The sequence below is a fragment of the Streptomyces sp. NPDC053750 genome (genome assembly GCF_044544295.1).
GTDB lineage: Bacteria > Actinomycetota > Actinomycetes > Streptomycetales > Streptomycetaceae > Streptomyces.
Genome location: NZ_JBITXB010000009.1, coordinates 190323 through 204916 on the forward strand (window position 1 = coordinate 190323; position 14594 = coordinate 204916).

The 14594-nt window shown below is 72.0% G+C and carries 11 protein-coding genes and 1 pseudogene; 6 read left to right on the top strand and 6 right to left on the bottom strand.

All coding sequences use genetic code 11. The features are described from left to right. The first annotated feature begins 46 nt into the window (after positions 1 to 46). Positions 47 to 1102, top strand: a complete 1056-nt coding sequence (locus ACIGO6_RS25295) for a LacI family DNA-binding transcriptional regulator (protein ID WP_399879773.1) — start codon at positions 47 to 49, stop codon at positions 1100 to 1102. Between the two features lie 20 nt (positions 1103 to 1122). Here the strand turns inward: ACIGO6_RS25295 and ACIGO6_RS25300 are convergent, their stop codons facing one another. Continuing rightward, positions 1123 to 2607 carry a family 43 glycosylhydrolase gene (locus ACIGO6_RS25300; protein ID WP_399879775.1) on the bottom strand — a complete coding sequence of 495 codons (1485 nt, stop codon included), beginning with the start codon at positions 2605 to 2607 and terminating at the stop codon, positions 1123 to 1125. A 410-nt stretch (positions 2608 to 3017) separates the two neighbouring features. On the opposite strand from ACIGO6_RS25300, the gene ACIGO6_RS25305 reads away from it, so the two are divergent. Next, positions 3018 to 3458, top strand: coding sequence for a hypothetical protein (locus tag ACIGO6_RS25305; protein ID WP_399879777.1), 441 nt, complete (start codon positions 3018 to 3020; stop codon positions 3456 to 3458). A 58-nt stretch (positions 3459 to 3516) separates the two neighbouring features. On the opposite strand, the gene ACIGO6_RS25310 is transcribed toward ACIGO6_RS25305, so the two are convergent. Then, positions 3517 to 5346 (bottom strand): beta-galactosidase family protein, encoded by a 1830-nt coding sequence (locus ACIGO6_RS25310; protein ID WP_399879779.1) that lies wholly within the window; start codon positions 5344 to 5346, stop codon positions 3517 to 3519. Between the two features lie 227 nt (positions 5347 to 5573). On the opposite strand from ACIGO6_RS25310, the pseudogene ACIGO6_RS25315 reads away from it, so the two are divergent. Beyond that, positions 5574 to 5798, top strand: a pseudogene (locus tag ACIGO6_RS25315) (LacI family DNA-binding transcriptional regulator); the annotation flags it as partial. A gap of 134 nt (positions 5799 to 5932) precedes the next feature. Here the strand turns inward: ACIGO6_RS25315 and ACIGO6_RS25320 are convergent. From ACIGO6_RS25320 to ACIGO6_RS25335, 4 genes are read right to left on the bottom strand one after another with little or no spacing between them, the layout of a single operon-like run. Continuing rightward, a complete protein-coding gene (locus tag ACIGO6_RS25320) occupies positions 5933 to 7894 on the bottom strand; it encodes a glycogen debranching N-terminal domain-containing protein (protein WP_399879781.1) in 1962 nt (653 codons plus the stop codon). Then, the gene (locus ACIGO6_RS25325; protein WP_399879783.1) at positions 7891 to 9255 is read right to left on the bottom strand and encodes an MGH1-like glycoside hydrolase domain-containing protein; all 1365 of its coding nucleotides are present in this window, start codon (positions 9253 to 9255) and stop codon (positions 7891 to 7893) included. Before ACIGO6_RS25325 ends, ACIGO6_RS25320 begins: the two co-directional genes overlap by 4 nt. Next, a complete protein-coding gene (locus tag ACIGO6_RS25330) occupies positions 9252 to 10052 on the bottom strand; it encodes a sugar phosphate isomerase/epimerase family protein (RefSeq protein ID WP_399879785.1) in 801 nt (266 codons plus the stop codon). Before ACIGO6_RS25330 ends, ACIGO6_RS25325 begins: the two co-directional genes overlap by 4 nt. A gap of 20 nt (positions 10053 to 10072) precedes the next feature. Continuing rightward, positions 10073 to 11119: a zinc-binding alcohol dehydrogenase gene (locus ACIGO6_RS25335; RefSeq protein WP_399880090.1), complete on the bottom strand. Its 1047-nt coding sequence runs from the start codon at positions 11117 to 11119 to the stop codon at positions 10073 to 10075. Positions 11120 to 11262: 143 nt separating this feature from the next. Here ACIGO6_RS25335 and ACIGO6_RS25340 point away from each other — a divergent pair, with 143 nt between their 5' ends. From ACIGO6_RS25340 to ACIGO6_RS25350, 3 genes are read left to right on the top strand one after another with little or no spacing between them, the layout of a single operon-like run. Next, the gene (locus ACIGO6_RS25340; protein ID WP_399879787.1) at positions 11263 to 12666 is read left to right on the top strand and encodes an ABC transporter substrate-binding protein; all 1404 of its coding nucleotides are present in this window, start codon (positions 11263 to 11265) and stop codon (positions 12664 to 12666) included. Positions 12667 to 12696: 30 nt separating this feature from the next. Continuing rightward, positions 12697 to 13716 (top strand): carbohydrate ABC transporter permease, encoded by a 1020-nt coding sequence (locus ACIGO6_RS25345; RefSeq protein ID WP_399879789.1) that lies wholly within the window; start codon positions 12697 to 12699, stop codon positions 13714 to 13716. After that, positions 13716 to 14594, top strand: a complete 879-nt coding sequence (locus ACIGO6_RS25350) for a carbohydrate ABC transporter permease (RefSeq protein WP_399879791.1) — start codon at positions 13716 to 13718, stop codon at positions 14592 to 14594. The genes ACIGO6_RS25345 and ACIGO6_RS25350 overlap by 1 nt, the downstream gene beginning before the upstream one ends.

Below are 14594 nucleotides of genomic sequence, written 5' to 3' on the forward strand. Positions count from 1 at the left end.
GCCGGGACATAGACTCGGGCACCGCGAAAGAGGCAGGGAGGTCTCGGTGGCACGGCCCAGGATCAAGGACGTCGCACGGCATGCGGGCGTTTCGGAGAAGACGGTGTCCAATGTCATCAACGACTACGCCCATGTCTCCGACCGGACCAGACGCGTGGTGCGTGAGGCCATCGAGCAGCTTGGCTACCGGGTCAACCTGGCCGGCCGCCACCTGCGCAGAGGGCGCACCGGCATCATCGCCCTCGTCGTCCCCGAACTGGACATACCGTATTTCGCCGAGCTCGCCCGGCATGTCATCCGGGAGGCCGAGCAGCGTTCCCTGACCGTTCTGATCCATCAGTCGGGTGCCGACCGGGACCACGAACTGGCGGCGCTGGCCGGATTCGGGTCCACCTTCGTCGACGGGATCATCCTCAGCCCCCTCGCCCTGACGGCGGACGACCTGCGTGATCGCGTGGGGGCGCCACCGACCGTGCTGCTCGGGGAGCTGCTGGAGGAGGGCGCCGACCATGTCGCCATCGACAACGAGAGGGCCGCGCGCGAGGCGACGGCCCATCTGATCGGTCTCGGGCGCCGTGCCGTCCTCGCCGTCGGCGGTCGTGACGACGCGGGCCTGGGGACGGCCGAGGCCCGCACGCGCGGCTATCGTGCCGCCCTGTCGGAGGCGGGCATCGCCTACGATCCGTCCGCTCTGCTGCCGGTCGACTCGTTCCGGATGCCCGACGGGGCCGCGGCAGTGGCGCGGGCGCTGCGGGAGGGTGCGCGGCCCGACGCACTGCTCTGCCTCAACGACCAGTTGGCGCTGGGCGCGTTGCGCGCCCTGCACGAGCACGGGGTGCGGGTGCCCGAGGACGTCGCCGTCATCGGGTTCGACGACGTGGAGGGCGGGCGGTTCAGCGTGCCGACACTGAGCACGGTGGCTCCCGACAAGGCGGCGGTGGCCAAGGTCGCCGTACAACTGCTCCAGCACCGCATCGAGGAGGCGACGGCACCGGAGGGCGGCAGCGAGGGCGCCGAGTCGGGCTCGCTGTCGCCCCAGGACCGCATCGTGGCCCACCGGCTCGTCCTGCGGGAGAGCACGGAGGGCCGAGAGCGGCACTGACGGTCGGCCGGCCCGGCGCGTCAGTTCACGTAGACCTCGGCGCGGTCGACGCTCACGAAGGACGCCCCGGACTGGGAGTTGTGCTCGCCCGTCACCCGGATCCGCAGGGTGTGACTGCCGTACGCGAGCCGTGGGCTGAGGTACTGCACCGCCTCTCCGATGCGGATCGAGTTGTGGAAGTCCACCCGTTGCTCGGGGCCGCCGTCAAGGCTGACGGCCGCGTAGCCGTTGCCGGTGTCCTTGACGGAGAGCAGGGCGACGCGGGTGCCGGTGAAGGAGAAGGTCGCCGTAGCACCGGCCCGGTCGCTCCAGTGGTCGTCGCTCCAGAAGCACTGGGTGGCGCAGCCCGTCCCGGAGTTCCAGGAGCCGGTGTAGGTGACGCCGCCGGGACCACTGGAGCGGCCGTCGTCGTTGATCCAGTAGTTGCCGGAACCGGGGTCGCCGGAGGGCAGGTCCTGGGTGGCCCCCATCGCGAGCGGGCGGCCGAAGTCGGGGCTGCCGTCGGCTCGCCAGGTGAACTTCTGCGCCCGGGTGGTGCGGTTGCTGTAGGTGTTCACGGACGTTGTCTTGGCGTGGTAGACGATCCAGTCCTCCGTGCCGTCCGGAGACGTGAAGAAGGCGTGGTGGCCCGGCCCGAAAACGCCCCGCTCGTCCGCACGCGAGAACACGGCACCCTGGTGCTGACGCCAGTTCCCCGGCAGGAGCGGGTCGGCGTCCAGCGGCATCGACATCATCCAGACCTGGTAGTCGGGCTTGCCCGTGTCACAGGTGGAGTACGTCATCCAGACCCGCCCGTTGCGATACAGGAACTCCGGGCCTTCCCGCACTTCGGGGCAGCCGCCGGCTGCGTCGAGGGCAATGGCGTTGCCGGAGACGGTGTACGGGTTGGACATCGGGGCGATATTGATCCCGTTGTGCTGATACTGGTTGATCCCGCTGTAGGCGAGGTAGAGCCGGCCGCCGAGCTGGAGGATGCCCGCGTCGATGGCGAAGTCGTCGGCGTGGTTGGGCGGGGCAAGCTTGGCCTTGAAGTGGTACGGGCCGGCCGGGTCGTCGCGATCCGACTCCAGGACGTACAGGCGGTGGTGGTCGTCGACGCCGTCGTCGGCCGTGTAGTACAGGTACCAGCGGTCACCGAAGCGGTAGAACTCCGGCGCCCAGATGTTGCGGTTGCGGGACGGGTCGGAGTCCGTCCACACGGTGACCGGGTCGGCGGTGGCGAGGGTGCCCAGGGACGGGGAGCGCCACATCCTGATGCTGTCGCCCTGGGTCGTGGTGAGGTAGTAGTTCCCCTTCCAGTGCGTCATGTACGGGTCGGGCCCGGTGTTGAGCGGGTTGCGGAACGTCCCGGCTGCCGCAGCGACGGCGGTCGGTGAGGCCGGGGGCGGCACCGCGGCGGCGGGTGCGGTGAGCGCGGGCAGCAGGCCCACGACGAGACCGGCGAGCCCGAGGAGGGCGGCGACGAGCAGGCGGGCGCGGGGACGGAGCGAGGGGCTGGGAGGCACAGGGGGTCCTTTCCACAGCGCTTTGCATCGACGCGCTTCGCATCGACGTTCTTTGCATCGACGCTCTTTACATCGATGTAATGACGGGGCGTCAGGCTAGGGACGGCCCACCGTCGTGTCAACCACTGCGGCCGGCCCGGGGCGAGTCCCGGAGCGGGTTCCGGCGGGTCGCTGTGAAGCGTGAGGATGGTGCCCCGAAGGCTCGCGTAAGGGCTGCGTGGCCGCACGCAGGGCAGCAGGGGGCACGCATGCAGGGTCGCCGGTGGTGGCGGGCGGGCGCAAACGGGTTTCTGCCGCCGGATGCCGGCCCGGTGGACCCGCGTCCGGCGGGACTTGGGCACGTAGGAGGCCGATGAACGGGCATATGAAGGTCCCGAAGCCTTCTTCGCCACCGCACGTCGGGAGGTCCCGTGACGCCGAGCCTGCGCACGGCACGCGCGTGCCGTGCCGCCGCCGTCCTCCTGTTCACCTCGGCCGGATACGCGGCCACCCATCATCCCTGGCTCGCCGTGCCCGGCCTGTGCTCGGCCGGCTTCCTAGCCTGCTGCGCCGCGCGCGCCCGGTCGGAACACCGGCGACGGGTCGTCCGGGCGCAGCGCGCCGAGCGGCTGGCCCGCCCGCGGAGCGCGGTGCCGCTGCTCGGCGTCCTTGCCCCGTGCTGCTTGTTCTGGCAGCACTCCGACGGCGCCGTGCACGGCCCGGGGTGCACCCGCCCCGCCGGCGCCCGCGCGGCCCTGCGCGACGACTGCTGCGAGCGGTGGTGGACCTCGCTGGGCGCCCGGCACGACACGGCCTGCCGCCATCACGCCGGCACCGCGGAACAGGACCGGGCCGGCACCGGCCCGCAGTAGTGCCGGCACCTCGCGTGTCCCGGGCCGCGTGCGGGAAGTGCGGTGTGCGCGGTGCGGGTCAGTCGAACGTCTCGACGTACTCCTCGGTCGGACCGAGGTCGGGCCGGTCCACGAGCGCGAGGTGCTCGCCGAACCGTTCGAGCTCGAGGACGGTGAGCGTATTGGCGCCGGCACGGAGGAACGGCCGGGGCAGGTACAGCGTGGTCTGGGGGCCCACCTCCCAGTAGCGCCCGAGCAGGGCGTCGTTGACCCAGACGAAGCCCTTGGCGAAGCCGGGCAGGGCGAGGAAGGTGTCGGCGGGTTCGTCGATGTCCAGCTGTGCGGTCGCGAAGCCGGCCGTACCGCCGGGCGCGGCGGCCGAAGCTGCGCGGGCGGTGTCGTGCGGCGTCCACTCGTCCAGCGGGAGCCCGTGCATGGTCCAGCCGTGCACGAGCCGGCGCTCCACCCGTACCCCGCCGAGGATGCCCTTGCCCTGGCCCAGCAGCGGCCCGTAGTTGATCCGCCCCTGGTTCTCCACCAGGAGCTCCAGCCGGACCCGCGCGCCCGTGCCGGTCACGGTGAACGAGGACGTCTCGCGGTCGAGTACGGCGACGGGCGCGCCGTCGACGAACACCTGGGCGCGGTCGTGCAGGCCGGTCACCCACAGTTCCTGCTCGCCGTGGGGCAGCAGGGGCCGGGCCGCGTAGAGCACCAGCCCGGCGGACTGTCCGAGTTCCTCGAAGCCGAGCGGCGCGGGGGCGTGCACCGGCTCGGTGGTGGAGCGCAGCGCGTCCAGCAGGGCGGCCCGCCGGGTCACCGGAAGGGTCCGGGGCGCCAGGAGAGGCGGGTCGGCGGGCAGTGGCCGCCGGGGTGCCGTGTCGCCGAGGGCGGCGGCGAACTTCTCCCGCAGCGCGTGGAACTTCGGGGTGAGGGCGCCGTGTTCGGCGATCGGGGCGTCCGAGTCGTAGCTGGTGACGGTCGGCTGGAGGGCGTCCCCGTCGTGGTTGGCACCGGCCCACAGGCCGAAGTTGGTGCCGCCGTGCGCCATGTAGAGGCTGACCGAGCCGCCCGCGTCGAGGAGGGCGCCGACGTCCTGGGCGGCACTGTCCGACGACCGGACATGGTGCTTCTCGCCCCAGTGGTCGAACCAGCCGTTCCAGAACTCCGCGCAGAAGAAGGGCTCGCCGGGCCGGCGTGAGCGCAGCAGTGCGGCGGCGTCGGCGGGCCGTGAGCCGAACGTCGCCGCCGCCAACTCGCCGGGCACGGTGCCGCCGTCGAGCATCAGCTCGGTGGGGCCGTCGGCGGTGTAGAGGAGTTCGGTGATGCCGCGGTCGACCAGGGCGTCCCGCACCCAGCGGACGTAGGCGTGGTCGTCGCCGTAACTGCCGTACTCGTTCTCGATCTGCACGGCCACGACCGGGCCGCCGTGCGCGGCCTGCAGTGCGGCGATCCGCGGGACGAGGGCGTCGAACCAGCGGCCGACCGCGTCCAGGTACGGCTGGTGACTGCTGCGCAGCCGCATGCCGGGGGTGCCGGTGAGCCAGGCCGGCAGTCCGCCGTTGTCCCACTCGGCGCAGATGTAGGGGCCGGGCCGCACCATCACGTCGAGGCCGGCGCGCTGGGCCAGCCGGGCGAAACGCGCCAGGTCGCGCCAGCCGTCGAAGCGGACCTCTCCGGGGCGCCGCTCGTGGAAGTTCCACGGGACGTAGGTGTCCACGGTGTTGAGTCCGAGGGCCGAGAGCCGTTCCAGGCGGTCGGCCCACTGCTCGGGGTGGACGCGGAAGTAGTGCAGCGAGCCGGACAGGACACGGTGCGGCCGACCGGCGCGCAGAAACGTGCCGTCGGCGTGGGTCAGGGTGGCCGCCGGGCGTGCGGCGCGGGTCGTGGGCGGGGTGCTGGCCAGGGTCACTCGACGGCTCCGGTGGTCGTGCCCGACCCGTCCCGGATGTTATCGATCCCTTGCGGGAGGCCGGTGCTTTCCCGCATGACTATGGCAGAGAATGTTATCGATGCCAATAAGGGCGCCACAGGCTTCTCCCCTCCCCGGACCCTGCGGGACACCAGGTGACGACCCATGTGAGCGATACCATCGCGGGGCGCGGACGCATCACGGGGAGGGCGCAGAGGAAGGGACCCGTGACGAAGCAGGGCGGCGGCAGGCGGCCGCCGGGGGTGACCGACGTGGCCCGGGCCGCCGGGGTGTCCGCGCAGCCGGTGTCGCGGGTGCTCTCCGGGCACCCGCACGTGCGGGAGACGACCCGTGCCGAGGTCGTGGCTGCGGTGGCCCGGCTCGGCTACCGCCGCGACAACGCGGCCCGCATGCTCTCCTCCGGGCGCAGCCGCACGATCGGTGTGGTCGCTCGGACGGGCGAACTCGCCGTCACCCATCTGCTGCGCCACATCACCGCGCCGGAGACGGTGCCCGAACCGGAGTCGGTGAAACCCCCGTCTCGTCGTCCGGGCGAGCACCGCCCCGGCAGCGGGGCCGACGGCGCTCAGCAACTGAGCGGCTCCTCCCCCAGCGCGGTCCGCAGGGCCAGCGGGGTGGCCGCCGCCCAGGCCTGCGGTGAGCAGGAGTGGGGATACGGGACGGGCCCGGCGGTCGCCGAACGGTCGTAGCCCGCGAGGACCTCGGGCAGCCGGTGACCGTGCCGGGACGCCGCCGCGACCAGCCCCTCGGTGACGGTGCGCACCTCGGCCGCGAGGCCGTGGCGGGCCAGGCCCAGGGCGATGACCGCGTTGTCGTGCGGCCAGGCGCTGCCCCGGTGGTACGACAGCGGGTGGTACGGCCGCTGCCCGGCGGCGAGGGTGCGGATCGCCCAGCCGGAGAAGAAGTCCGGCTCCAGCAGCCGCCGGCCCACCCGGCGGGAGCGCTCGGGATCGAGGATGCCCGACCACAGCAGGTGCCCGGCGTCCGACGCCAGCGCGTCGACCTGGCGGCCGGTGCCGTCCAGCGCGAGGGCGGGGAAGTCCGCCTCCGCCATCCAGAAGTCCGTCGCGAAGCGGTCCCGCAGCCGGGCGGCCCGCTCGCGGAGCCGGCGCGCGTAGGGCTCGTCCCGCCAGACGCCGTCCGCGAGTTCGGCCGTGCGCAGGAGTGCGTCGTAGGCGTAGCCCTGCACCTCCGAGACCGCGACGGGACCTTCGGCCTGGGTTCCGTCGCGGAAGCAGACGGCGCCCGCGGAGTCCTTCCAGTTCTGGTTGACCAGCCCGCCCGGGTCGGGGCTGTACACGAGGTACCCGTGCTGCTCCAGGCCGCCGTCGGTGAGCATCCAGTCGACGGCCCGCCGGGCGTGCTGTTCCAGGCGCACGGCCAGGGAGCGGTCGCCGGTCGCCTCGTGGTGGGCGTGGAGCAGCACGAGGAAGAGCGGGGTGGCGTCGACGGCGCCGTAGTACCGGCCGTACGGGACCTGCCGGAAGTGGGCGAGTTCGCCGTGCCGGGTCTCGTGGACGATGCGCCCTGGCTGCTCGCCGCTGAAGGCGTCGTGGCACCGGCCCTGCGTGGCGGCCAGCGCGCTCAGGACTGCGGCTGCCGTCGCGGGCCGGTACGGCAACAGGAAGTACGACGTCAGCAGCGAGTCGCGGCCGAACAGGGTGAGGAACCACGGGATGCCGGCGGCGGGCACGGGCACGTCCTCGCCGTCGACGCCGGTGACCGGGATGGTCAGCAGGTCGATGTCCGCCAGGCCGCGTTCGCAGGTGCGGGTCAGGTCGTCCGTCGCGCCCTCGTGCCGGTGCGCATTCCGTTCGGCGGAGGCGGAGGCGGAGGCGGGCGCGGAAGCGGCGGGTGCGGGGGCGGCGGGCAGCGGCCGTCCGTGCGGATGGGCGCGGACGGTCAGGTGCAGGTCGGCCCGGCCGTGCGCGTCGATCGGCAGGTGCCAGGTCAGCGTCCTGGCGGTGGAGCGTGGCCGGGCCTGCGCGGGGGCCGACTCGGCCGGGGCGGGGCGGCAGATGAGTTCGGTCCGGGCGAGCCAGTCGGCTCGTCGGTAGCTGAAGAGCACTCCGTCGGCGGTGTCGCGGCTCTCGTACTCGGCGCCGGGCTTGGCGTAGTGGCGGTCGTCGGCGCGGAGTTCGAAGAGGTCGGCGAAGTCCGCGTCGACGGTGAGGTCGAGGCGGGCCGTCACGGCGTCGGGGCGGTTGCTGACCAGGCTCAGGTGTTCGGTGAACGCGCCGGCGGTGACGCCCTGCCGCCGGAAGACGGTGTACGCGGGCGGATTGTCCCGGGTGCCCTCGGGGGTCAGCACACCGGCGGCCGTGTCGTCAGTGTCCGCCGTGGCGGGTACGAGGGCGACCGGAGCGGTGCCGTCGACGGTGAGCCGCCAGCGGCTGAGGTGCCGGGCGTCCTGGAGGAACAGCCCGTCGGGCGCCGATCCGCGGGTGCCGCTGATCTCCCCGTCGGCGTGGAGACGGACGAAGGTGGCGTCGCGCACCAGTTGGACGCGGGGCTCTGCCGCGGTCATGGCCTGGCCTCCTTCGGGTCGGCGCTCAGCAGGTCGAGCGTGAGGGCGGCGGTCCAGGAGAAGTGCCGGGTACCGCAGGCCGCGCCGGTGGAGGGGTCGACGTACTCGGCGAACCCGGAGCGTCCCGCCTCCGCGAGGAAGGCGGCGCGCAGGCGCTCGGCGTCCTGCTGGAGGCCGTGGGTGCGCAGTCCCCGCTCGATCAGCCAGGCGGTGTTGAACCAGGCCGGTCCGCGCCAGTACCGGGTGGGGTCGAAGGCGTGGCCGGTCAGGTCGTAGCTCGGGACCAGGTGCGTGGCAGGGGCGCTGAAGCACGGTCCGGTGAGCGTGGTGTGCAGGCGCCGGACGATGTCCTCGGGCAACTGCGGGACTAGGAGCGGGATCAGACCGCTGACGCTCCGCTCGTCGACCGGTGTGCCGGTGTGCAGGTCGCGCACGCGGAACAGGCCGGCCTCATCGTCCCAGAGCCGGTCCACCAGCGCCCGGGTCAGGTCGGCGGCCCGCTCGGTGTGCCGCTGCCCGGGCAGGCCCAGTTCACGCGCCATGGCGGCCAGGGCCAGTTCGCTCACGACCAGCAGCGCGTTGAAGGCGGGGTCCTCCACGGCGAACCGGTGCCGTACGACGCGGTCGTCGTAGCCCCCTTCCCGGTACTCGGTGGCCAGCCGCACGTACCGGCCGTAGTCGAGGTCGGTGGGGCGGTCGGCGGGGTGGCCGTGGTCGAGGTCGGCGCGCCGGAAGGTGTCGGGCGGGCTCGGTTCGATCCGCTGCAGGGCACGGTCCCAGCAGGGGCTGTTGTCCATGCCGGGTTCCCAGGGGTGGACGACCGCCGCGAGGCCGCCGCCGCCCAGGTCGCGGCAGGTGAGGAGGTAGTCGTGCCAGGCGGCGAGCCGCGGCTGGACGCGGGCGAGGAAGCCGCGGCGCCGGGACTGGGCCGGGTCGGCCCGGTGCACGAGCCAGGCCGCCAGGGCGTGCACGGGCGGCTGGACGATGCCGGAGGTCTCGACGGCCGAGGGTGCGCCAGCGGCTCGGCCGGCCCGGGACGACTGCCAGAAGTCGGGGCTCGGGAAGTAGACGCCGTGGGGCAGGGCGGGGTTGAAGACGATGTGGGGCACGCGTCCGTCGGCCCACTGTGCGCCCAGCAGGGACTCCAGCTCCCGCTGGGCGCGGCGCACCGAGAGGTGGCGCAGTCCGATGGCGACGAAGGCGGAGTCCCAGCTCCACTGGTGGGGGTAGAGGGTGCGGGAGGGGACGGTGGAGGCGCCGGTCCAGTTGTCGAGGAGGACCCGCGCCGCACCGCGCCGCAGGGTCAGGTCCGCGGGCGCGGTGGGCGCGGGCCGGTCCAGGAGGTCCACGTGCCGGTTCACGCGCCCGACCTCTTGAGGAAGGCGGGGACGGAGCGCACGGCCTCGACGGGGTCGCCGGTCAGGCGGCATTCGAGGGCGAGGTGGCCGTCGTAGCCGATGGTGTGCAGGGCGCCGAGCCAGGCGGGCCAGTCGAGGTGTCCGGCGCCGGGCTGGAAGCGGTTGGAGTCGGAGACCTGGGCGTGGCCGATGACGTCGGCGTGGGCGAGGATCGCGGCGGCGGGGTCGGTCTCCTCGATGTTCATGTGGTAGCTGTCGATGCCGATGCGGACCGAGTCGAGGCCGACGGCGCGGATCAGGCCCGCGGCCTGCTCGAGCCGGTTGACCATGTGGTCCTCGTACCGGTTGAGCGGCTCCAGGAAGAGGGTGACGCCCTCGCGGCGGGCGTGCTCGCCCAGTTCGGTGAGACCGGCGAGGAGCACCCCGCGGTCCTGCTCCTCGGTGCGCGGCGGCTCGAAGGGCGGCAGGCGGCGGGAGAACATGCCGTACGAGGCGGGGGTCTGGGCGCCCACGCCGCCGATCTCGGCGATGACGGTGAGCTGGGACTTCATCTGGGCGAGGGCGTCGCGGCGCAGGTCCTCGTCGAAGGCGCCGAGGAAGTGCAGCATGTCGACGCAGACGGTCGGCATGACGACGCCGTCCTTGCGGGCCCGCTTCAGTTCGTCGAGGCGGGAGGCGAAGTGGAGGTCGCCCTTTCCGCGCAGTTCGATCGCGTCGTAGCCGGCCTGCTGGGCGAAGTCCCACTTGGCCTGCAGGGTGTCTCCGGGCAGGAGCTGTTCCTGGACGGCGGTCTTGAGCATGGGGTTGCCTTTCGGGACTCTCAGAATTCCAGGACGACCTGCAGCGCCTCGGCGGGCCGCTCGTCCAGCAGTACGTAGGCGTCGGCGGCGTCGGCGACGGGGACGACGTGGCTCACCAGGAAGTCGACGTCCACCTGGCCCTCGGCGACCAGGCGCAGGAAGGTCTGCTGGAGACGTTCGACCGTCCAGCGGTTCGACAGCTGCGGGGGGACGCCGCCGATCTGGGAGCAGATCAGCTGGACCCGGTTGTGGTGGAACTCGTCGCCCAGGCGCAGGCCGATGCCGTCGCCCTGATAGAAGCCGGAGGCCACCACCCGGCCGCCGACGGCGACGGAGCGCAGCGCCTCGTGCAGGGCCGGGTAGGCGCCGCTGATCTCGATGGCGAGGTCGGCACCGAGGCCGCCGGTGGCCTCGCGGACGCGTTCGGCGACGGCGTCGGTGCGGGCGTTGAGGGTGCGGTGGGCGCCGTACCGCTTCGCGGTCTCCAGGCGGCCGTCGAGGGCGTCGACGGCGGTGACACGGGCGCCGCTGAGCTGCGCGAGGCGGGTGGTGAGCAGGCCGATGACGCCCTGGCCGAAGACGGCGACGTCCTCGCCGAGGTGGATGTCGCCGGCCAGAACGGCGTTGTACGCGATGGCGCCGACCCGGGCGAAGGCCCCGGCCAGCGGCTCCAGCCCGGCGGGCAGGGTGTGGCCGATCATCCGCTCGGCGGGGACGATGCCCTCGCTGCGGTGGCCCCAGATGCCCCACACCAGGTCGCCGGCGACCGGCAGGCCGGGGGTGCCGGCCAGCTCCGGGGAGACCTCGACGACCTCGCCGACCTCCGAGTAGCCCCAGCCGGCCACCGGGTACTCGATGCCGGGTGCGCCGTCGCGGAACAGGCGCGCGTCGGGGTCCCAGGTCCGCGTCAGATACGGATTGGTGCCGCGGTAGGCGGTGAGTTCGGTGCCGGCCGAGATGCCCGAGTAGCGGGTGCGGACCCGCAGGTGACCGGGCGGCAGTTCGGCCCTGACGTGCTCGGCGACCTCCACCTGGCGGGGGCCGGTGAACTGGACGACGCGTTCCACGGACGACACGGATGACACGGATGGCTCCGAAAGGGTTGCTGGTGTGGTTGCGTCGACAATATCCGCAACTTATGTCTTGTCAACCAGCAAAAGTAGTGCTGTGATGCGTGGCGAGCAGACGTAAGCCGGAACGAGGACACTCAATGCGCATCAGGACCCTGCGGTCGAGGACGACCGCGGTCGGCGTCACGGCGGCCCTGGGAATCGGGTTGCTCTCGGGCTGCGCGAGCAGCACCGGGCCCGGCAGACCCGACCGCGAGATCACGGTCTGGTCCCAGGAGAACCTGCCCGACCGCGTCGCCGCGACGCAGAAGGTCATCGACGGGTTCGAGAAGAAGAGCGGGATCAAGGTCAACCTCGTCGGGGTCGACGAGGGACAGATGCCGCAGCTGATCATGTCGGCGGCGGCCTCGGGCACGCTGCCCGACGTCATCGGCGCGGCGCCGATGGGCCAGGTCTGGCAGATGTACACCAACGGTCTGCTGAACACCGACATCGCGAAGCAGATCGTCGACGGGCTCGGCCGCGACACCTTCAACGCCAACGCGCTGGAGCTGACCTCCGACGGCGCCACCAGCCTCGGCGTGCCCTCCGACGCCTGGCTCCAGCTGCTGGTCTACCGCAAGGACCAGTTGGAGCAGAAGGGTCTGGCGGCGCCCGACACCTACACGAAGGTCCTGGCCGCCGCCAAGGCGCTGACCACCGAGGGCCATGACGGCATCTCGGCGGCCACCGACCCCAGCGACGTCTTCACCTCGCAGAGCTTCGAGAGCGTGGCCCTGGCCAACGACTGCCAAATGGTCGACGACCGGCACGAGGTCGCCCTGGAGTCCCCGCAGTGCGAGGCCGCCTTCCGCACCTACGACCAGTTGGCCCGCGTCTACGGCGCCCCCGGAACCCAGACCGTGGACTCCACCCGCGCCACCTACTTCGCCGGTCGGTCCTCCATGGTCATCTGGTCCTCGTTCCTGCTCGACGAACTCGCCGGCCTGCGCAAGGACGCCCTGCCGAGCTGCCCGGAGTGCAAGAAGGATCCCGGACACCTGTCGGACAGCAGCGGCATCGTCACCGCGATGAAGGGACCCGACGCCCAGGAGGCGGCCCAGTTCGGCGAGATCACGTCCTGGATCACCACCAAGACGGCCGAGACCGCAGCGTCCCGCGAATTCATCGAGTACATGATGGGCACCGGCTACGAGTCCTGGTTCGGCATGGCCCCCGAGGGCAAGATCCCCGTCCGCAAGGGGACCGCCGCCGACCCCGAGCGCTATCTCGACGCCTGGCGCCACAGCGACATCGGCGTGGACACCCGCAAGCCCCTCGACGAGGTCTTCCCCGAGACCCTGCTCGACCAACTCGCCGACGGCGTAAGCAACATGCGCCGCTGGGGCATCTCCCAGGGAGAGGGAGCCCTCGTCGGCGCCACCAACGGCGAACTGCCCCTGCCGAAGGCCATCGGCGCCATGACCAGCGGCCAGAGCTCGCCCCCCGAGGCGGCACGCGACGCCGCCGAAGAGGTCGTCGCCCTGAAGAAGTCCCTGCAGTAGCCGCCCGCCTGCACGTCACGAAGGTCCCTCATGACAACAGCCCCAGCCGGCGCGCCGCAGCGCCGGGACACCAGCCCCCGGTCCACGGACCGGTCCGCCGCAAGCGGTCGCCGCCCGATGACCGCCAGCCGGCGTGCCAACCGCGCGGGTCTCGCGTTCGTCTCCCCCACCTTCCTCGTGGTCCTCGTGGTGGTCGTGCTGCCCATCGCGTGGACCGTGCTGCTGGCCTTCCAGAAGGCCAAGCTCGTCGACATCCAGGGCATGGGCCTGTTCGGCAACTGGTCCCTGGACAACTTCGCGCAGGTCTTCGACTCGACCGGTTTCTGGTCCAGCCTGTGGACCACCCTGCTCTACACGGCCGGCTCCACACTCGGCTCCGTCGTCCTCGGCCTGGTCGCCGCGCTCGCGCTGCGCAAGCCGTTCAAGGGGCGCGGGCTGCTGCGCGCGGCCATGCTGCTGCCGTACGTCGCCCCCGTCGTCGCCGTGGCCTTCGTCTGGGAGGTCGCGCTCAGCCCGCAGTACGGCGTGGTCAACGACTGGGGACGCCGGCTGTTCGGCTGGGACGACCCGATCGCCTTCCTGTCGACCCGGGGGTACGAGGTCCACCTGCTCGGTCTGAACTTCGACATCCCGCTGGCGCTGCTGACCGTCGTCGTCTTCGAGTGCTGGCGCTACTTCCCCTTCGCGTTCCTGTTCATCCTGGCGCGGCTGCAGGCGGTGCCCGACACCCTGGAGGAGGCCGCGCTGGTCGACGGCGCCACCCCGACCCAGCGGTTCCGGCACGTCCTGCTGCCCCAGCTGATGCCCGTGATCGCCCTGCTGTGCGTGCTGCGGTTCATCATGACGTTCAACAAGTTCGACGACGTCTACCTGCTCACCGGGGGCGGCGCCGGCACCGACGTGGCGGCCGTGCGCGTCTACGACTTCCTCACCGCCCGCTACGACGTGGGAGCCGCGGCGGCCCAGGCGCTCGTCCTGGCCGTCACGCTGATGATCCTGCTGGGCTTCTACTTCAAGTTCTTCGGCAACAAGGTCCAGGAGGAAGCGTGATGCGCAAGGCGGCCCTGACCCGGGCCTTCGAGGAGCGGTTCTTCGGCGTCCTGCGCTGGTTCGTCATCGCGTTCCTCGCCGTGATCACCCTGCTGCCCTTCTACTACATGGTGCTGCTGTCGCTGAAGCCCATCGACGCGCTCCTGCTCGATCCGGGGTCCCTGTGGGTCTCGGCGAAGGACTTCACCCTCTCCACGTACCAGGACGTGCTGCGCTCGACCGACGACGGCGGCCAGGGCTTCCTGAAATTCCTCGTCAACTCCGCGCTGGTCTCCCTCGGCACGGTCGTGCTGACCCTGGTGGCCGCCGTGCCGGGCGCGTACGCCGTCAGCCGGCTGAAGTTCTTCGGCCACCGGCAGGTCAGCGCGCTCTTCCTGGCCGTCTACATGTTCCCGGCGACGCTGCTGGCGGTGCCGCTGTTCGTCATCTTCGCGAAGATCGGTCTGTCCTCCAGCCTGGTCGGCCTGGCCATCGTCTACGTCGCCCAGACCGTGCCGGTGTCGATCTACATGCTGAAGAACTACCTCGTCACCATCCCGGCCTCCATCGAGGAGGCGGCGGCCCTCGACGGGTGCTCGCGGCTGCAGACGGTCCGGAAGGTGATCCTGCCGCTGGCGCTCCCCTCCCTGATGGCGACCGGCCTGTACGTCTTCATGATCGCCTGGAACGAGTTCCTGTTCGCGCTGCTGTTCCTGGCCGCCGACCCCGACAAGTGGACGGTCTCCCTGGGCCTCGCCCAGCTCTCCAACGGCATCGAGGTGCCGAAGACCGTCCTCATGGCCGGGTCCGTGGTGCTGACGATCCCCGTGGTACTTCTGTTCTTCGCCGCCGAACGACTGCTCACCGAGGGTCTGACCAGCGGCGCCGACAAGAGTTGA